The following is a 17,994-nucleotide window of genomic DNA, read 5'->3' as shown; positions in this document are numbered from 1 at the left end:
GCCCGGGGTCTCGCGGGGCTTCTACCCCTGGTGCGGGTAGCGGTGGTCGGTCGGCGGCACGAAGGTCTCCTTCATGGTCCGCGGGGAGACCCAGCGGATCAGGTTCTGCCAGGAACCCGCCTTGTCGTTGGTGCCCGAGGCGCGCGCGCCGCCGAAGGGCTGCTGGCCGACGACGGCGCCGGTCGGCTTGTCGTTGATGTAGAAGTTGCCCGCCGAGAAGCGCAGCGCCTCGCTCGCCCGCGCCACGACCGCGCGGTCGTCGGCGAAGACGGCGCCGGTGAGTGCGTAGGGGGCGGCGTCGGCGGCCTGCGCGACGACCGAGTCGAAGTCGCCGTCGTCGAAGACGTGCACGCCCAGGATCGGCCCGAAGTACTCGGTGTTGAACAGCTCGTGCTCGGGATCGGTCGACTCCACGACGGTCGGCCGCACGAAGAAGCCGACACTGTCGTCGGCAGTCGCGCCGGCCAGGACCGTGCACGACGCGTCGTCGCGGATCCGGTCGAAGACCGCGGTGTGCTTGTCGAAGGCGCGGCGGTCGATGACGGCACCACCGAAGTTCGAGAAGTCGGTGACGTCGCCGTAGGTCAGTGAACCGGCGATGTCGGCGAGCCGCTCGCGCACGCCCGCCTTCCACAGCGAGCGCGGGATGTAGGCGCGCGAGGCCGCCGAGCACTTCTGGCCCTGGTACTCGAAGGCGCCGCGGACCAGCGCGGTGACCAGGGCGTCGACGTCGGCGCTGCTGTGCGCGACGACGAAGTCCTTGCCGCCGGTCTCGCCGACCAGGCGCGGGTAGGTGCGGTAGCCGGCGATGTTCTCGCCGATCGTGCGCCACAGGTGCTGGAAGGTCGGCGTCGAGCCGGTGAAGTGCACGCCGGCCAGGTCGGGGTCGACCATCGCGACGCGGGAGACGGCCTGGCCGTCGCCGGTGACCATGTTGATGACGCCCGGGGGCAGACCGGCGGCCTCGAACACGCGCATCACGTAGTGGGCGGCGAGCTGCTGGGTCGGCGAGGGCTTCCACACGACCGTGTTGCCCATCAGCGCCGGGGCGCTGGGCAGGTTGCCGGCGATGGCGGTGAAGTTGAAGGGCGTGATCGCCACGATGAAGCCCTCGAGCGGGCGGTGGTCGAAGCGGTTCCACACGCCGGGCGAGGACTGCGGCTGGTCGGCGATGATCTGCTCACCGAAGGCCACGTTGAAGCGCAGGAAGTCGATCAGCTCACAGGCGGAGTCGATCTCGGCCTGCTGGACCGTCTTCGACTGGCCGAGCATCGTCGCGCCGTTGAGGGTGTCGCGCCAAGGGCCGGCGATGAGGTCGGCCGCCCGCAGAAAGATCGCGGCCCGGTCGGCGTACGACAGGGCGCGCCACGCGGGGGCGGCCTTCTTCGCGGCGGCCACGGCGGCGGCGACGTCGGCGTCGGTCGCGTTGTGGGTGATGCCGAGGACGTGCTGGTGGTTGTGGGGCTGCACGACCTCGATCGGGTCACCGCCCGCGGCGCGCTGCTCGCCGTCGACGGTGATCGTCAGCTCGTGCTTGACGGCGGCCAGTTCGGCGAGCTTGGCCTGGAGGCTCGCGGCCTCGGCACTGCCCGGCGCGTACGTGCCTACCGGCTCGTTACGCGGAGTCGGCACCTCAAACAGGGCGTCCATCACTGTTCTCCTCGCGGTTCGACGGCGTTGTCGGGGATCTCTGGCAGATCTCATGCTGCCACGGCGCCTCGGTTCTCGGTGCGGGGCGAGGCGAGACTGTGAGTCCCCGTACCCTGACGTGCGTGGCTAGCACGAAAGAACGGTCCGTGAAGTCCCCGCCGAAGCCTGTCGCGCCCCCTCCGCCCGGCGGTGCGACGCTCAGCGCGCTCGCGATCGTGGCGGCCCTGTGGGTCGGCCTCCAACTCGACGGCCTGCGCAAACTCCTGCGGCTGGTGGTGGTGGACGACCCTCAGGGCGTCGTCCAGCTCGTCATCTACCTGTCCGGGATCATCGTCGGCAGCACCTTCGCCGGCGCGGTGTGCGGGACCATCCTGCTGTGGTGGCTCGCCTCGCGGCCGAAGTCGTGGGCGGCCCGGCAGCCGCGGTACGTGCTCGGCGCGGGGGGCGGGTTCCTCGTCGGCGTGCTGGCCGGCGGGCTGGTGTTCTGGACCTTCGCCGACAAGCCCGGCGTCGCCTCGCTGGTGGGCGGTGTCATCGGGATCACCGCGATCGTCGGCGGGCTGATCTCGGCCGCGCGGCCGCAGATCATGGTCGCCGCGGGCCTGCTCGGCGGGGTCGCGCTGCTGGCGGTGTGGTTCATCCGGGGCTACCGCTCGGTGCAGGACGGGATCCTCGACCTGCTCAACGCCGGTACGACCGCGCGCGACCAGTTCAACGCCTACGGCTGGTACGGGCTGAGCACCTCGCTGCTCGCCGGTTTCATCGTGGGCCTCGTCGTGCACTTCTACCTGCGCCGCCGCAAGGCGAGGCTGACCCTGCTCGGGCACGTCTTCGCCGGGGCGCTGCCGGGTCTCATGGCACTGATGGCCGAGATGCTGATGTGGATCGTCGGCAACCAGCTGCTGTCCTTCGCCGGTGAGCTGAGCGTGCTCGACGAGACGAGCATCGGGCTGGCCAGCGAGGCGCAGTTCAACGGGGCCCTCGCCGTGCTGTTCGCCGGTGCGATGACCTCGCTGCTGGCGGTGGGGCTGCTGGCGCCGAAGGACGAGATGCTCGTCGCGAAGGGCAAGGGCGGCTCGTCGAAGGCCGTTCCGGCTCCGCGCAAGACGAATGGCGCGGCTCGCGCCGGCACGGGCGCCGCCGCGAAGAAGCCGGCGACGGGTAAGTCAGTGAAAAGGGAGACGCCGAGCGCCCCCGCCGAGGCGGAGAAGGCCGTGCCGGACGCCGACGAGGCTTCCGGGCCGGCCGAGGGCGTCAAGCCGGCGGGCGCAGCGAATCGACGAGGTCGCTCAGCTCAGAAGGGGCGTACCACTCCAGATCGTGCCCGTCCAAAGAATCGGCCGTAGCCTCGGCGACTCCCCCGCCGCTCAGTTCCGCGACAGCCTCATCGACGAGCCGCGTCACCTCGGGCTCGTCGCTGTCGACGTGCACGGCCGCGACGGCCTTGAGCGGGACGGGGGCGTCCACCTCGAACAGGCCGGGGCCGCCGGGGCGAAGTGCGGCGTCGGGGAGGTCGGCGGCGACCACGACGCGCCGGTGCGCGGATTCGGGGCGCGCGGCGATCCGCACCAGCGACCCGTAGGCGGCCGAGGTGAAGGCGACGTACTCGCACAGCTCCTCGTCGGCGGTCCCGCCGTTCTCGGCGAGTTCGGTCCGCAGCTCGTCGGTGACGGCGTAGGCGCCGCTGACGGGGAGCGAGCCGGTGTCGCGGAGTGCGGCGAGGTCGGCCTCGGTGGCGGGGAGATAGATACGGGTCACCCGATCATTGAACCTTCCGGGGCGTTCGTTCGTGTCAGTGGGTGAGGAGGTGACACGCGGGCGTTTTGTGCTTGGAACGTGGTCGAGTGTGCACTTAGAGTACTACTAACGAGTAACTTTCGCGTCTTTCGTGTGAGAGGGCTGGCGTTCTTACCAAAACGCCGAAACAATCACAACAACAAAAGTGGAGGCACACCTTGACCGTTGTCTCAGCCGCCGACTGGCCCCTTGAGGGCCCCCGGGTCATCGGGCTGTACGGCGCGTTCGCGACCGAGAACAGCTACGACGCCGCCGTGGCCGCCTACCCCGCCTCCGACGCCCCACCGATTCCCAAGGCACTGGGGCGCAGCCCCGGCCACGGGCCCCCGAAGGTCCAGCAGTCGGTGTGGAAGGCCGCCCACCGCTTCGTCGAGGTGTCGACGGCGGTGCTGGGCGCCCGCTGCGGCCCCGAAGTCTTGCGCCAGCTCATGAGCGAGTCCGCCTACCAGGAGTTCACCCAGGTCCGCACGCTGCTGGCCGCCGACGGGGACCGCCCCGGCTCGGCGCGCCTGTCGTCGGTGCGGATGCGCACCGCCGAGCGCGTCGAACTCGTCGCGGTCCTGCGCGGCGCACGCCGCGACCGGGCCCTGGCCGCCGCGCAGGAGTTGCGCGGCGGGCAGTGGTGGTGCACCCGCTTCCAGCTCGTCTAGGGCACGGCGGCTCCGCCTGCGGGCGGGTCGAGACGACGGCCCCGTCCTCGGGCGGGGCCGTCGCCGTGTCCGGGGGGCCGTGGCGGGGCGCCGTGGCCGGGGATCGCGGGAGTGGTGGGTCGCCGTGGGCGGGTGGGCGCCGTGGCACCATGCCCGCATGATCGCCATCGGCAAGCTCACCCCCGAAGACCGCCCCGCCTGGCAGGAGCTGTTCGCCGGCTACAACGCCTTCTACGGCCGCCCCCACGTCCCCGCCGAACTCTTCGACCGCGCCTGGGCCGAGTTTCGAGAGGACACCCGCATGCACGCCCTCGGCGCCAGGATCGAAGGCCGCCTCGTCGGCATCACCCACTTCCTCGTCCACCCGAGCACCACCTCGGCCGACGTGTGCTACCTGCAGGACCTGTTCACCACGCCCGAAGCACGCGGAAAAGGCGTGGCGCGAGCCCTGATCGCCGAGGTCGTGGAGTGGGCGCGGGCGCGCGAGTGCGACCGCGTGTACTGGTCGACGCACGAGTCGAACGCGACCGCACGGCGCCTGTACGACCAGGTGGCGGAGAACGCGGGGTTCATCCTGTATCGCGTCGGGTTGTAGCGAGGGCTTCGGCGGGGCTGCTGGGCGGGGCGCTTAGGCGAGGGCGGGCCGGGGTGGGGGCGGATGGCACGGCGACACAGCACGCATGGGCGCCGCAGCACGGCCTCGGCCCGGCAGCTCCCCCACCCAAGCGAAAGCGCCCCGGTCACCGACCGGGGCGCTTCCTCGTTCCCAAACTCCTCGCCTACGCCCGGCGACCGCCGGGCGCAAGCACCGCTACCACCACGACTATCGCAGCCGCGACCACCGCAGCACGGCTACCGCAGCCACGGCTCCGCCGTCGCTACTCTCCCCCACCGGGGGCGCCGTGGCAGCGCTTGTACTTCTTCCCCGACCCGCACGGGCACGGCCCGTTGCGCGAGGGTCCGGAGCCGACCTTCTGCCCGGCGGAGGCCTGCTTGCCTCCGACGGCGGTGTTCGACGACGGCCCCTTCTTGCGGCCGCCGCCGAGGGCCTCGGGCGTCTCCGACTCGACCTGCACGGCACCGGAACCGGCCTCGCCGTCGATGGTCGGCGACGAGTACTGGAGCCGCTCGGGCTTGCGGGGCTCGGTGAGTCCCTTGACCTGCACGCGGGGGGAGGGCTTGCGCTTGGCCGCAGCGGCGATGTCGCTGGCCTTCAACCCGACCTGCGGCCCGGCGCCGACCTTCGCGGCGGTCGCCTCGTCGGCGTCCTCGTCGGCCTCCTCGACCTTCACCTCGATGTTGAACAGGAAGCGGGCGGTCTCTTCCTTGATGCCGTCGAGCATGGCGCTGAAGAGGTCGAACCCTTCCCGCTGGTACTCGACCACCGGGTCGCGCTGCGCGTAGGCGCGCAGGTTGATGCCCTCTTTGAGGTAGTCCATCTCGTAGAGGTGCTCGCGCCACTTGCGGTCGATGACCTGGAGCAGGACCCGGCGCTCAAGGTCGCGCATGACCTCGTCGCCGATGGTCTCCTCGCGCTTGGCGTAGGCGGCGTGCGCGTCTTCGAGGACCTCTTCGAGGAGGCCGTCGGCGTCGAGGTTGTCGCGCCCGTCCTCCTCGTCGAACTTGTCGAAGTCGATGCCCACCGGGTAGAGCAGCTTGAGAGCCTTGCCCAGCTCCTCCATGTCCCAGTCCTCGGCGTAGCCGTCGGACGTGGCGCCCCGGACGTAGGCGGTGACGACGTCGTCGATCATGTTGGTGACCTGGTCGTTGACGTCCTCACCGTTCAGCACGAGGCGACGCTCGTCGTAGATGACGGTTCGCTGCTTGTTCATGACCTCGTCGTACTTGAGGACGTTCTTGCGCTGCTCGGCGTTCTGCTGCTCGATCTGCGTCTGCGCGTTGCGGATCAGGCGCGTGACCATCTTCGACTCGATCGGCACGTCGTCGGGGATGTTCAGCCGGTTCATGACCGCCTGTACCGCGGCGGCGTTGATGCGGCGCATCAGGTCGTCCTCAAGGGACAGGTAGAAGCGCGACTCACCGGGGTCGCCCTGACGTCCGGCGCGGCCTCGGAGCTGGTTGTCGATACGCCGCGACTCGTGGCGCTCGGTGCCCAGGACGTAGAGACCGCCGATCTCGACGACCTCCTCACCCTCCATGTCGCACTCCTCGGTCCACTTCTCGAGGGCCGACTCCCACTCCTTGGCGTACTTCTCCTCGTCCTCCTCGGACACGCCGCGCTGGCGCAGCTCGGCCGCCGCGAGGAACTCGGGGTTGCCGCCGAGGAGGATGTCGGTACCGCGACCGGCCATGTTCGTCGCGACCGTGACGCCGCCCTTGCGGCCGGCCTGCGCGACGATCTCGGCCTCACGTGCGTGGTACTTCGCGTTCAGGACCGCGTGGGCGATGCCGCGCTTGGTCAGCATCGACGACAGCAGCTCGCTGTTCTCGACGCTCACCGTGCCGACCAGCACCGGCTGGCCCAGCTCGTGCCGCTCGGCGATGTCCTCGACGACGGCGTCGAACTTCGCCGACTCCGTCTTGTAGATGACGTCGGAGCGGTCGTCGCGGACCATCGACCGGTGCGTGGGGATCTCCACGACACCCACGTTGTAGACCTTGTTGAACTCGCCGGCCTCCGTGGTGGCCGTACCCGTCATGCCCGACAGCTTGTCGTAGAGACGGAAGTAGTTCTGCAGGGTGACCGTCGCCAGGGTCTGGTTCTCCTGCTTGATCTGCACGCCCTCTTTGGCCTCGATGGCCTGGTGCATGCCCTCGTTGTAGCGGCGCCCGGCCAGGATGCGGCCGGTGAACTCGTCGACGATCAGGACCTCGCCGTCGCGGACGATGTAGTCCTTGTCCTTCTTGAACAGCTCCTTGGCCTTGATCGCGTTGTTGAGATACCCGACCAGGGGCGTGTTGCCCGACTCGTAGAGGTTCTCGACACCGAGGCGGTCTTCGACCTTGGCGACACCGGACTCGCTGATGGCGATGGTGCGCTTGCCCTCGTCGACCTCGTAGTCCTCGTCGCGCTTCATCCGCCCGATGATCCGGGCGAACTCGGTGTACCAGCGCGAGGAGTGCTCCGCCGGTCCCGAGATGATCAGCGGCGTACGGGCCTCGTCGATCAGGATGGAGTCGACCTCGTCGACGATCGCGAAGTAGTGGCCGCGCTGGACGAGGCCTTCCTTCGAGTGCGCCATGTTGTCGCGCAGGTAGTCGAAGCCGAACTCGTTGTTCGTACCGTAGGTGATGTCGCAGGCATAGGCCTCGCGGTGCTTCGCCGACGGCTGGTTGGGCAGCACCACGCCGACCGACAGGCCCAGGAAGCGGTGCACCTGGCCCATCCACTCGGCGTCGCGCTGGGCGAGGTAGTCGTTGACCGTGATGACGTGCACGCCTTTGCCCGCGAGGGCGTTGAGATAGGCGGGCAGGGTCGACACCAGCGTCTTTCCCTCACCGGTCTTCATCTCGGCGATGTTGCCGAAGTGAAGGGCCGCGCCACCCATGATCTGCACGTCGTAGTGGCGCTTGCCGAGGACCCGCTTGGCCGCCTCGCGAACCGTGGCGAAGGCCTCCGGCAGCAGGTCGTCGAGGGTCTCTCCGTCTTCGAGGCGCTCCCGGAACTCGTCGGTGAGCGCGCGCAACTCCTCGTCGCTCAGATCGACGTAGTCGTCCTCGATCGAGTTGACGGCATCGGCAATGGCGGAAAGGCGCTTGAGCATCCGGCCCTCGCCGGCACGCAGCAGCTTCTCAAAAATCGACACGAGTTCTTTCACCGCTCCTATAGGACGTCCTGCTTGGCAATCGTACGCGGGGCAATTGACTGGCGGGGAGTGCGAGTGCCCGGCATGCTTGCGCGATGGAACCGGTCACACTGATCGCCGACGACATCACCCTGCGGCCGGCGAAGGACGCCGACTTTCCGGCTCTCGCGGCGGCGATGGCCGATCGGGACATCTTCCGCTGGACGCTCGTCCCGGCGAACTTCGGCGAGATCAAATGGGACGACTACCTCCAGACGGTCCGCAAGCAGTGGAGGAACGACGGAGTTTACCGCTGGTTCGTTGTCGACACACAGAGCGACGAACTGCTCGGTATGGTCGGTTTCCTCGTACAACGGCATGAAACCCTCGAAATCGTCTACTGGACCACTGCGGCGGCCCGCGGGCGGGGCGTCACCGAACGCGCCTGCCGCGTCGCGATCGGCTGGGCTTTCGACGCGGCGGACGCCCGCAGGGTTTCATGGGACGCCATCATCGGCAACCACTTCTCCCGCCTGCTGGCCCTCAAGCTCGGTTTCACCATGACCGGCAAGAGCCGCTCGGCCCTCGACCAGCGCGGCGAGCGCGTGGACCTGTGGACCGGGGAGCTGCTGCCCGGGGAGCTTCGCGACAGCCCTCCGCCGGGTTATCCGGTGATGCGGGCGCGGGCGCTGGCCTTCATGGAGGAGCAGCCGGTCCTTTCGACCTCCCTGCCGGAGCTGACCCTTCGGCCCATGGCCGAGCGGGACCTCGACGGGATCGTCGAGGCCTGCCAGGACGCCGAGGCGATCCGGTGGACGACGATCCCGCAGCCCTACTTCCGTGAGCACGCCGAGGGTTTCCTCGACATCGTGCGGCGCGGCTGGGTCGAGGGCGTCAACGCCGTGTGGGTGCTCGCCGACGGCGACGACGCGTACTGCGGCACCATCGATCTGCGCCTGGGCGAGAACCTGCGGGTCGCGGAGGTGGGTTACGCGACGGCGGCCTGGGCGCGCGGGAAGGGCTACATGACCGCGGCGCTGAAGGCGCTGACCGCCTACGGCTTCGACGTGCTGGGCTGCGAGCGCATCACGTGGAAGGCCTACGTCGGCAACGATGCCTCGCGGCGGGTGGCCGAGAAGGCGGGCTTCACCGTCGAGGGCGTGCTGCGGGCCGAGCAGTCGCATCGCGGCGAACCGCGGGACTGCTGGCTGGCGTCGCGGCTGAGAACGGATCACCTTGAGGAGCAGAAGTGAGCGAAGGCGTGTTCCCGCTGGAGGACATCGTCACCGAGCGGCTGCGCCTGCGGCCGATGGCCCTCTCGGACGCCGAGGACGTCGCGGCGGCCTGTTCGGATCCGTCGACCCGCCGTTTCCTGCCGATGCTTCCCGACCCCTACACGGTCGACGTCGCCGTTCACTGGATCACCGAGCAGGCGTCGAAGGCGCACGGCGAGGGCCGCGCGCAGTGGGCGATCGCCGACAAGGACACCGGCAAACTGCTGGGTTCGATCGGTCTGCCGATGGTCATGCATCCCCGAGGGGTCGCCGAGGTCGGTTACTGGGTGGCGCCGTGGGCGCGCGGTCAGGGACTCGCCACCGAGGCGGTCACCGCGGTCACCGACTGGACCTTCGCCAACGGGATCCACCGGATGACGCTGATCGCCGACCTGGCCAACGTCGGCAGCCAGAAGGTGGCGCTGGCCTCGGGGTTCCGTCGCGAGGCGACCCTGCGCGGCCAGAACCGGACCGCCGACGGGGGGTTCTTCGACAACGCCATGTTCGTGCGACTGTCCTGCGACGAGCCGGGTCGCGTGCCGCGCCTGCTCCCCGATCTGCCGGACGGGCGGCTGACCGACGGTGTGGTGACGGTGCGGCCGCTCGAAGCGGCCGACGCCGAGGACTCCTTCGCCGCGCGCAGCCTTCCCGAGGTGGTCCGGAGTTCGGCCCGCCCGGTTCAGCCGGTCTTCGCCGACACCGCCAAGTACGTCTCCACCGCCTATGCGCAGTGGCTGGCCGGTGAGGCCGCGCGCATGTCGATCCGCGACGCGGCCACCGACGCCTACGCCGGCGAGATCGACCTGTACGCGCGCGGCGGGCAGGCGAGCGTCGCGATGCTCGGCATCCACCTCAATCCGGGCGGCCGGGGCAAGGGCTTCGCGAGCCGTTCGGTTCGCCTCGTCGCGAAGTGGGCCTTCGAGCAGGTGGGGGTGCGGCGCCTGGAGGCCGGCACCGCCACCTGGAACGAGGCCTCCCAGGCCGTCGTCGCCCGTCTCGGGTTCACGCGTGAGGGCGTCCAGCGCTCCTACTTCGGCGGCCCCGACGGGGAGCGGACCGACAACATCATGTGGTCGCTGCTTCCAGGGGAACTCACCGGCGAGTAATGCCACGTGCGCACCGACGAGGGCGGCTTCCGCGATCGCGGAAGCCGCCCTCGTCGACTTGGTGTTCCCACGTGCCCGTGATGCCCACCTGCACGTGTGGCGACTGCTGCCGCGGGGTCCGGGTACCGGGCGCGCCTGTTCGTCGATGTGAGCCGGGCCGTCGGCGCTCGGCGGCTGTCTGTCCGCCGGCGGATGCGGCCGGGATGTTCGCGCTCGCGGGGAGTCGGTGTCCCTCGCGGGCCGGCGCCGGGGTTGTGGAGACCATCTGGTCTCGCAGGTCACCCACCGGTCGCCGTCGCCTCGCGGTCGTCCGCGGGCGAGCGGAATGGGTCCTAGGTGTCGAGCCTGATCAGCCCGTAGTCGTAGCCCTTGCGCCGGTAGACCACGCTGGGCTTGCCGGACTCCTTGTCGTGGAACAGATAGAAGTCGTGACCGACCAGTTCCATGTGGAACAGCGCGTCGTCGACGGTCATCGCCTCGGCCGCGTGGTCCTTCTCGCGGACGATGCGGCCGGGGAGATCCTCGTCGACGAGGTCGGCGTAGGGATCGGTCGCTTCCAGGTCTGCCGCCGGAAGGCTCGCGACGGGCCGGCTCGCGCCGTTGGCGGGAGCACCGACGGCCACGGGCAGATCGGCGGTCGCGGCGGCGACCGAAACGGGAGTGCGGCGTCCGCGATGGACGCGCCGCCGGTCGGCGGACTTGCGAAGTCGGTTGTTGAGCTTCTCCACTGCCGCGTCGAGCGCGGCATAGAAGTCCTTGGCGCATGCTTCGGCGCGAATCACCGGCCCCCTCGACAGGCAGGTCAGCTCGACCCGCTGGCAGCGTTCCGACTGCCGGCGATTCGGTTCGTGGAGGAGCTCCACTTCGATCCGGATCACCTTGTGGTCGAACTTCTCGACCTTCGCCAGTTTCTCTTCGACGAGCTGGCGGTAGTGCTCGGGGACCTCGACGTTACGGCCTTTGACAACGATCTCCACGCCTGACCTCCCACGCGATCATCATGTGATCTGACGTTGGGTTAACCAAGGGGTTAACCGGGATTTTCTTCGGCCCGACCGCCGGGAAGATGGGCGGCCGGTGAATGCAACACGCACCTCCTCTCCACCATCTCGATACCGTCGCGTTACCTTCTCGCGATGCTTAGACACTAACCGCTGATCACTGGGATGTCACCGGTCGAACGCCTGTGAATCACCTGAAGGTTCAAGCGACGTACCCACAGGTTAAGCCTGTTGAAACATGGGTAGGGGCGGGATGCTCAGGTCGATCGGCCTATTTCGCGTGGCGTCCGGCGGCGGCGAGCACCGCGGCTCCGGCCGGTCGCAGGCCCATGTCCCGCAGGACGCCGGCGACCGCGCTGAGGGTGGCCCCGGAGGTCATGACGTCGTCGACGATCACGACCGCCGTGCCCTCGCGCGGCCATCTCCCGAAGCGTGGCGTGAAGGCACCCTCGGCCGAGCTCAGGCGGGCCCGGCGGTCCCGGCCGACCGAGTCCGGCCGGCGTCTGGCGCGCAGGCAGGGGACGACGGTCCCGCCGGCGAGCCGGGCGGCCGCTTCGGCGAGCGGCCCGATGTGGTCGCACCCGCGCCGGCGGCGGGCCGCTCGGGTGCTGGGGACGGGGACGAGCACCGGGGATCCGGTGCCGGGCAGCGCGATGACCGTGCGCGCCAGAAGGTCGGCGAGAGGCCGCCGCAGGTCGTGCCTGCCGCGTTCCTTGTAGGCCAGGATCGCCTCCCGCAGTGTCCCGGCATATGGACCGCCGGCGAAGCAAAGGGGCATCCCTGGCGGGGGCGGGTCCGGCGGGGAGGGGCCGGGGTCCTTGAGTTCGAGAGTGAGGAGGCAGGACCCGCACATTCCCGGGCGCGGATGGCGAAGGCTTCCCCCGCATCCGGCGCAGGACAGCGGAAGGACCAGTTCGGTGACGGCCCGCAGGGGGCCCGAATCGATGAGCGGCATGCGTCAACCTTCGCCCGCGTCGCCGGCCGTGCCCAGCCCTGACCGAACGGGCCTGTGGACAACGACCCACTTGTGGATAACTTGCGGATGACCCTGTCAGCGACCGCCGTCGCGCGCATCCTCCAGACGGTATGGTGCGCAGGAGATCCACCGCCGTTCGCGAGGAGTTCGAAGGTGATCGGACTCGACGACATACGCAGGTTCGCCACCGCCCTTCCCGAAGTCGAGGAGGGCGTCCACTTCCGGCGGCCGAGTTTCAAGGTCCACGGCCGCCCGTTCGTCGGCCCCGAGCAGGGCGAGACGCACGCCGTGGTGGCCGTCGGCCGCGAAGAGGCCGCGATCGCCGTGGCCGAGGACCCCGACGTCTACGAGGAGGTCTGGCGGGTGGAGGAGACCGACCGCGTCTTCGTCGGCCTGCGCGTCGACCTCGCCAAGGCGCCCGCCGACCGCTTCGCCGAACTCGTCGTGCACGCCTGGCGCAACCAGGCGCCGAAGGAGTTGATGGCCGGCTACGACGCCGACGACGGCGGCTACGCGTAGAACGGGGCCGAGCCGAAGACCTCGGCGCCGTCGACGTCCATCGGGCGCAGGCCCTGCGACTCGGTCTGGTAGAGCATGCCGCCGACCGTCACGACGACCTCGGTGGACACCGCCCGGATGTCGGCGGGGCTGTCGCAGGAGACCGCGAGGCTGTCGGGCGGGAAACTCGGCCCCTCGTCCTCGTACTTGAAGATGTCGACGTTGTCGATGGTGGCGCGCACGAGGAACCTCTCGGGGGCGGCGCCGAGCAGGACGAGCCGGTGCTCCTCGCTCCATCCCACGTCGATGACCTCGTCGTTGCCGCGGTCGACGACCCTGCGGTCGCCGAGCGCGACGGTCCCGTCACCTTGCGGCAGGACCGGCACGACATAGGCGCGGCCACCGACGGTCATCGCCAGCCGCCCGCCGTCGAGCGCCGCCGAGACACGGCCGACTCCCGAGGCCAGACTGCCCTCCTGGACGCGCCAGACGCCGTCCTCGCCGACGTTGACCGCGAGCAGCTCCCCGCCGACCGGGACCAGCAGCGTCTCCTCGCCGATCCAGGTCGGGCGCCCCACGGCCCCGCCGGGCATGCCTTTGACCTTCGATGAGGTCACGACCTCTTCGGCCTTCTTCATCGTCTTGACGTGCACGGTCACCTTCCCGTCGTCGCCGACGGAGACGACGTGGTCCTTCTGGATGCTCGTGGCCACGTACTTGGCGTTCTTGACGTCGCTGTACAAGGCGTCGGCGGAGTCGTCGACCCTGCCCTTGGTCAGGTAGTGCACCTGAGGGGCGCTGTCGGAGGAGTAGGCGGCCGTTGGGTTGAGGTCCCGGAAGGCGCTGAAGGCGTTCTGCAGCACCGGCTGGCCGTTGAGCCGCAGGTCGAGCACGTACTCGTTGCCGACCCCCCACAAGGTCCACGCCAGTTGCGCGGCCATGCGGTTCTCGTCGCCGGTGACGGCGTCGCTGCCCAGGTCCACGATCAGATTGTTCTTGTCGAGGAAGGGCGGCTGGTTGAGCTTGGTGGCGCTCGGGAAGGCCGTCGTCACCGCCGAGGCGAGCCACTCCGAGGGGCCGTCCAGCAGCCAGGTCACCAGGTCGACCCGTTTGCGGTCCCTGGTGGCGTCGGCGTAGATGTAGCGCACGTCGGGCACCAGCGAGGTCGAGTCCCGGCGCTGGAAGTACAGGGGTGCGACCTGGTACTCGGCGTTGAAGGTGCCCGCCCGCAGCAGGATCTTCGAGGGAGGGTCGACCAGGCGCCACTTCCCGTCGGGCTGGCTGCGCGCCAGTTTCATGTCATAGCTGAAGTCGCGTTTGCCCTCGGGCGGCGACAGCTGGCCCCACTGGTCGTAGAGGCCGACGATCTCGCCGCTGACCCGAAACCTCGCCTCCTCCTGATCGGAGGTGCGCAAGGGGTGCATGTCATGGACGTCGACGACATTGACGATCTGGGCGGGGTCGAGGGGCTCCGAGGGCGGGTTCTCGTAGAACTGGTTGAGCCGTTCCCCTCTCGTGCTGGGGTTGCCCGCCGCGACGGACAGGTAGTTGTCGAGCGACAGCTCGGCGTCGGTGTGCGGGCTGAGCACCTCGCCGGAATTCGCGCCCGCGCCGGTCCCGTCGTTCTGCTCGACGTCGATCTCCTCGGCCGGGCCGTCGGAGGGCACACCGCAGCCGGAGAGCGCCAGAGCCGCCGTCAGCAGCAGCGTCAACAGGCCGGTTCCACCGCGTTTATCCACTGTGCACACCTCCGGCCGCTTCCTGGGGTTCGTGTTCGTCGTTGTCCCCGGCATCGTCACCGGGTCCACCGACGGTCAGCGCCAGCGGCGAGGACAGGAGCCGGTCGCCGCTGCGCATGGGCAGCGTCAGCCGGAAGACCGAGCCTGCGCCGGGTTCGCCCGCCGCCTCAAGCCAGCCGCCGTGCAGCTTGGCGTCCTCCACGCTGATGGACAGGCCGAGGCCCGTCCCGCCGGTCTGGCGGGCGCGCGAGGGGTCGGCGCGCCAGAAGCGGTTGAAGACCAGCTTCTCCTCGCCGGGTTTGAGGCCGACGCCCCTGTCGCGGACGGTCACCGCCACCGCGGTGTCCGAGGCGGCGAGCTCGACGTCGACGGGGTTGCCCTCGGCGTGTTCGACGGCGTTGCCGACGAGGTTGCGCAGGACGCGCTGGACGCGCCGCCCGTCGACTTCGGCGATCGTCGGCGCCTGGGGGATCTTGACCCGCACCTCGACCGCGCAGCGCTCGGCGAGGGAGTCGAAGGACGCGACGACGGAGCGCACGATCGGGTTGAGGTCGACGGCGTCGGCGTCGAGCTGGGCGAAGCCGGCGTCGAAGCGGCTGATCTCCAGCAGCTCGCCGAGCAGGTCCTCGAAGCGGTTGAGTTCGTCCTGGAGGAGTTCGGCGCTGCGCGCGGCCTCCGGCGGGAAGTCCTCGCGGGAGAAGTGCAGCAGGTCGGCGGCCATCCGGACGGTGGTCAGCGGGGTGCGCAGCTCGTGGGAGACGTCGGAGGTGAAGCGGCGCTGGAGGCGCGACATCTCCTCAAGACGGACGATCTGCTGCTGGAGGTTTTCGGCCATGAGGTTGAACGAGCCGGCCAGTCTGGCCAGGTCGTCGGCGCCCTTCACGGTCATCCGTTCGTGCAGGAGACCGGCCGACAGGCGCTGGGCGGTCCTGGCCGCCACCCTGACGGGCGTCACCACCAGGCGCGTCACCAGCGCGGCGAGGACGGCGAGGAGGAGGACGAGGGCGGTGCCGCCGATGAAGAGGGTCCGGCCGACGATGGCGCTCGACTCGGCCTCGTCGTCGAGGGGGAAGAAGTAGTAGAGCTGGAAGGAGCCCCAGTTGGCGATGCGCAGCGGCGTGCCGAAGACGACGTAGGGCCGGGTCGGTTTGTCGTCGATGGTGGTCTCGACGAACTTCTTGCCGGCGCGGCCGTCGGAGACGAGCGCGCGAAGGTCGTCGGGGACGCTCATGGACGTCGCGACGGCGGGGTGCCCGAAGCCGTCGTGGTAGGCGGCGTCGAGGTCGACCATCGTGGGGCCGGGAACGAGCAGGACCTCGTAGGGACTGTTGCCGCTGCCGGGCTGGGAGGCGAGGGTCTTGACGAGTTCCGTGGCGACTCTCGGCAGCCAGGTGTCCTGGGATCCGGCGAGCGCCGAGAGCTCCTTGACGGCCTGCTCGCGGCCGCTCTCCAGCACGTCCACCGAGCTCTCGACCCGCTGGTCGACCAGTCCGTCGGAGATGGACTTGGCCGCGATCAGGCCGAAGGCGCCGACCATGAGCGTCGAGGCGACCAGGGTGACCGCGACGACGCGCAGCTGGAGCGAGCCGCGCCAGGTCCGGATCAGGGGCCGCGCCATCCGCAGCGACGCCCGGTAGGTACGCCGCAGGAGCGTCCGGACTTTCGGCCGTCGCCAGGGAGGAGTGAACGCGGGGGGCAAGGTTCGGTCTAACCTATGCCGGCCTTGTAGCCGACGCCGCGCACGGTCTGGATGAGCTGCGGGTTCTCCGGGTCGGGTTCGATCTTGGCGCGCAGCCGCTGCACGTGGACGTTGACCAGGCGCGTGTCGGCCGCGTGCCGGTAGCCCCAGACCTGCTCTAGGAGGACTTCGCGGGTGAAGACCTGGCGCGGCTTGCGGGCCAGCGCGACCAGCAGGTCGAACTCCAGCGGGGTCAGCTTGACCTCGGCGTTGTTGAGCGTGACGGTGTGCGCGGGCACGTCGACGACGACCCGCAGGCCGGGAGTCCCTATCGTCAGGCGCTCGGGCATGTCGTCCTGGCTGCCGCGCAGGCGGGCGCGCATCCGCGCGACCAGTTCCTTGGGCTTGAAGGGCTTGACGACGTAGTCGTCGGCGCCCGACTCCAGGCCGAGGACCACGTCGACGGTGTCGCTCTTGGCCGTCAGCATCACGATCGGCACGCCCGACTCGGCGCGGATGGCCTTGCACACGTCGATGCCGCTCATGCCGGGGAGCATGAGGTCGAGCAGCACGATGTCCGGTCCGTTCTCCCGGAACGCCGAAAGCGCCCGCTCCCCATCCGACACGAACGACGGTGTGAACCCCTCGGTGCGCAGCACGATGCCGAGCATCTCCGCGAGGGCGGGATCGTCGTCAACCACCAGTACCCGTGCTCTCATGCGCTCCATAGTTCCACCCCGGTGAATAAATCGATAACCGTGTCGACCTTGGATACTCACTGTTAGGAGACGAATAGGCATTGATCATGACATTTTGCGCGTCGTGAGTCTCGTTACCGTCCGAACGGCCAGGTAAGGAGGCGTTCCGGGACGGCCCCGGCCGACCGCACGTCGCCCGTCGGATGGGCCGAACGCACTGCCTCCACGCGCTCCGACCCCCGCGAGCACGCCCATGGCACGATGGGCGGACCACGGCGTCGGAGAGGGGACCAGGTGAGCGGCGCGCAAGTGCTTCCGCTGCGGCCGATGACGGTCGGGGAGCTGCTCGACGCCGCCGCATCGCTGCTGCGCGCGCACTGGAAGCCGCTGCTGGCGGGCTCCTTCGCGCTGGCCGCCGTCGAGCAGGTCTTCATGACCTGGCTGCGCCTGTCGACCGAGAGCGCGCTGACGCCCCGGTACCGCGGCGACGTGATGGGCGACCCGGCGGTCGTGTGGCTGTGGATGATCGTCGGCCTGACCACCGAGATCATCGTGATCACCCTCCTGGCCGTACCCGCGAGCCGCGCCGCCCACGCGACGGTCCTCAACCGGCCCGCGCCGACCTTCACCGACCTGTTCCTCCGGCGCGTGCCCTGGGGGAACGTGCTCGGCGTCGTGGCGATCCTGATCCCGCTGGCGGCGTTCACCGCCGCCATGTGCGGACTGCCGTGGTTCGTGCTCTACGCGTTCGTCGGGCTGATCGTGCCGGTGATGATCATCGACGGGGCGTCATTCGGCGCGGCCGTCGGCCGGGGCCTCTCACTGGCCGGGCGGGCCGGTGCCCGCGCGGCCTTCGTGCGCGTCCTCGGTTACTGCTCGTGGATGCTGGTGCGGCTGGCCATCACCTGCGGGGCGTGGGCCGCCGCCGACGAGTTCGCGTCCTACTCGGCGATCCTGGAGGGCAACCTCCTGCTCGTCCTCGGCTTCGCCTACCTGGCCATCAACACCATGGCCTACGCGATGCTCGCCTGCCTCGACGCGGTCACGCTCGTCGAGACGCGCATCCGCACCGAGGGCCTCGACATCGTGCTCACCCGGGCCGCCGCCCGCGGCGACACCCCGAACCTCGCGCCGCCGATGATGCTCGTGCGGCCACCGTATGGAGGGCCGCCGAGTTGAGC

Annotated in this window: 15 protein-coding genes; 7 read left to right on the top strand and 8 right to left on the bottom strand. The window is 69.8% G+C overall.

Features of this window, described 5'->3' with window-relative positions:
• Positions 1-21: 21 nt before the first annotated feature.
• A complete protein-coding gene (pruA, locus tag AB0I28_RS27470; RefSeq protein WP_357498035.1) occupies positions 22-1,650 on the bottom strand; it encodes an L-glutamate gamma-semialdehyde dehydrogenase in 1,629 nt (542 codons plus the stop codon).
• Between the two features lie 122 nt (positions 1,651-1,772).
• On the opposite strand from pruA, the gene AB0I28_RS27465 reads away from it, so the two are divergent.
• Positions 1,773-2,996 (top strand): hypothetical protein, encoded by a 1,224-nt coding sequence (locus AB0I28_RS27465; protein ID WP_357498033.1) that lies wholly within the window; start codon positions 1,773-1,775, stop codon positions 2,994-2,996.
• Here the strand turns inward: AB0I28_RS27465 and AB0I28_RS27460 are convergent.
• Positions 2,905-3,408, bottom strand: a complete 504-nt coding sequence (locus AB0I28_RS27460) for a hypothetical protein (protein WP_357498031.1) — start codon at positions 3,406-3,408, stop codon at positions 2,905-2,907. The genes AB0I28_RS27465 and AB0I28_RS27460 overlap by 92 nt on opposite strands.
• A 197-nt stretch (positions 3,409-3,605) precedes the next feature.
• Here AB0I28_RS27460 and AB0I28_RS27455 point away from each other — a divergent pair, with 197 nt between their 5' ends.
• Together AB0I28_RS27455 and AB0I28_RS27450 are read left to right on the top strand one after the other, a co-directional pair.
• On the top strand, positions 3,606-4,097 hold the full coding sequence (locus tag AB0I28_RS27455; protein ID WP_357498029.1) for an Rv3235 family protein: 492 nt from the start codon (positions 3,606-3,608) through the stop codon (positions 4,095-4,097).
• Positions 4,098-4,254: 157 nt separating this feature from the next.
• A complete protein-coding gene (locus AB0I28_RS27450) occupies positions 4,255-4,692 on the top strand; it encodes a GNAT family N-acetyltransferase (protein ID WP_357498027.1) in 438 nt (145 codons plus the stop codon).
• A 283-nt stretch (positions 4,693-4,975) separates the two neighbouring features.
• Here the strand turns inward: AB0I28_RS27450 and secA are convergent, their stop codons facing one another.
• Entirely contained in the window at positions 4,976-7,864 is a 2,889-nt protein-coding gene (gene secA, locus AB0I28_RS27445) for a preprotein translocase subunit SecA (protein ID WP_357498025.1), read from the bottom strand.
• 95 nt (positions 7,865-7,959) lie between these two features.
• Here secA and AB0I28_RS27440 point away from each other — a divergent pair, with 95 nt between their 5' ends.
• Together AB0I28_RS27440 and AB0I28_RS27435 are read left to right on the top strand one after the other, a co-directional pair.
• A complete protein-coding gene (locus AB0I28_RS27440) occupies positions 7,960-9,096 on the top strand; it encodes a GNAT family N-acetyltransferase (protein WP_357498023.1) in 1,137 nt (378 codons plus the stop codon).
• A complete protein-coding gene (locus AB0I28_RS27435) occupies positions 9,093-10,223 on the top strand; it encodes a GNAT family N-acetyltransferase (RefSeq protein WP_357498021.1) in 1,131 nt (376 codons plus the stop codon). Before AB0I28_RS27440 ends, AB0I28_RS27435 begins: the two co-directional genes overlap by 4 nt.
• Positions 10,224-10,555: 332 nt before the next feature.
• Here AB0I28_RS27435 and raiA read toward each other — a convergent pair whose 3' ends face one another.
• Together raiA and AB0I28_RS27425 are read right to left on the bottom strand one after the other, a co-directional pair.
• The gene (gene raiA, locus AB0I28_RS27430) at positions 10,556-11,200 is read right to left on the bottom strand and encodes a ribosome-associated translation inhibitor RaiA (RefSeq protein WP_357498019.1); all 645 of its coding nucleotides are present in this window, start codon (positions 11,198-11,200) and stop codon (positions 10,556-10,558) included.
• 295 nt (positions 11,201-11,495) lie between these two features.
• On the bottom strand, positions 11,496-12,179 hold the full coding sequence (locus AB0I28_RS27425) for a phosphoribosyltransferase family protein (RefSeq protein ID WP_357498017.1): 684 nt from the start codon (positions 12,177-12,179) through the stop codon (positions 11,496-11,498).
• A 174-nt stretch (positions 12,180-12,353) separates the two neighbouring features.
• Here AB0I28_RS27425 and AB0I28_RS27420 point away from each other — a divergent pair, with 174 nt between their 5' ends.
• Positions 12,354-12,719: an MmcQ/YjbR family DNA-binding protein gene (locus AB0I28_RS27420; protein ID WP_357498016.1), complete on the top strand. Its 366-nt coding sequence runs from the start codon at positions 12,354-12,356 to the stop codon at positions 12,717-12,719.
• On the opposite strand, the gene AB0I28_RS27415 is transcribed toward AB0I28_RS27420, so the two are convergent.
• The 3 genes from AB0I28_RS27415 to mtrA all read right to left on the bottom strand — a co-directional run bounded on the left by AB0I28_RS27415 (position 12,710) and on the right by mtrA (position 16,834).
• On the bottom strand, positions 12,710-14,437 hold the full coding sequence (locus AB0I28_RS27415) for an LpqB family beta-propeller domain-containing protein (protein ID WP_357498014.1): 1,728 nt from the start codon (positions 14,435-14,437) through the stop codon (positions 12,710-12,712). The two genes, AB0I28_RS27420 and AB0I28_RS27415, sit on opposite strands and share 10 nt — an antisense overlap.
• Entirely contained in the window at positions 14,430-16,055 is a 1,626-nt protein-coding gene (mtrB, locus tag AB0I28_RS27410; protein ID WP_357498012.1) for an MtrAB system histidine kinase MtrB, read from the bottom strand. Before mtrB ends, AB0I28_RS27415 begins: the two co-directional genes overlap by 8 nt.
• 89 nt (positions 16,056-16,144) lie before the next feature.
• Complete coding sequence (mtrA, locus tag AB0I28_RS27405) at positions 16,145-16,834, bottom strand: MtrAB system response regulator MtrA (protein WP_184792729.1); 690 nt, start codon at positions 16,832-16,834, stop codon at positions 16,145-16,147.
• A gap of 273 nt (positions 16,835-17,107) precedes the next feature.
• Here mtrA and AB0I28_RS27400 point away from each other — a divergent pair, with 273 nt between their 5' ends.
• On the top strand, positions 17,108-17,992 hold the full coding sequence (locus tag AB0I28_RS27400; RefSeq protein ID WP_357498010.1) for a hypothetical protein: 885 nt from the start codon (positions 17,108-17,110) through the stop codon (positions 17,990-17,992).
• The last annotated feature ends 2 nt before the right edge of the window (positions 17,993-17,994 follow it).

Origin of the sequence: Phytomonospora sp. NPDC050363 (assembly GCF_040655735.1) — a bacterium.
Classification (GTDB): domain Bacteria; phylum Actinomycetota; class Actinomycetes; order Mycobacteriales; family Micromonosporaceae; genus Phytomonospora.
The sequence above is the reverse complement of the archived record's forward strand: the minus strand, read 5'-3'. Positions and strand labels throughout refer to the sequence as shown.

Coding starts and splice junctions, on each gene's coding strand:
- AB0I28_RS27450 (WP_357498027.1), top strand. CDS start 4,255: ATGATCGCCATCGGCAAGCTCACCCCCGAAGACCGCCCCGCCTGGCAG.
- mtrB (WP_357498012.1), bottom strand. CDS start 16,055: ATGGCGCGGCCCCTGATCCGGACCTGGCGCGGCTCGCTCCAGCTGCGC.
- pruA (WP_357498035.1), bottom strand. CDS start 1,650: ATGGACGCCCTGTTTGAGGTGCCGACTCCGCGTAACGAGCCGGTAGGC.
- AB0I28_RS27440 (WP_357498023.1), top strand. CDS start 7,960: ATGGAACCGGTCACACTGATCGCCGACGACATCACCCTGCGGCCGGCG.
- AB0I28_RS27425 (WP_357498017.1), bottom strand. CDS start 12,179: ATGCCGCTCATCGATTCGGGCCCCCTGCGGGCCGTCACCGAACTGGTC.
- mtrA (WP_184792729.1), bottom strand. CDS start 16,834: ATGAGAGCACGGGTACTGGTGGTTGACGACGATCCCGCCCTCGCGGAG.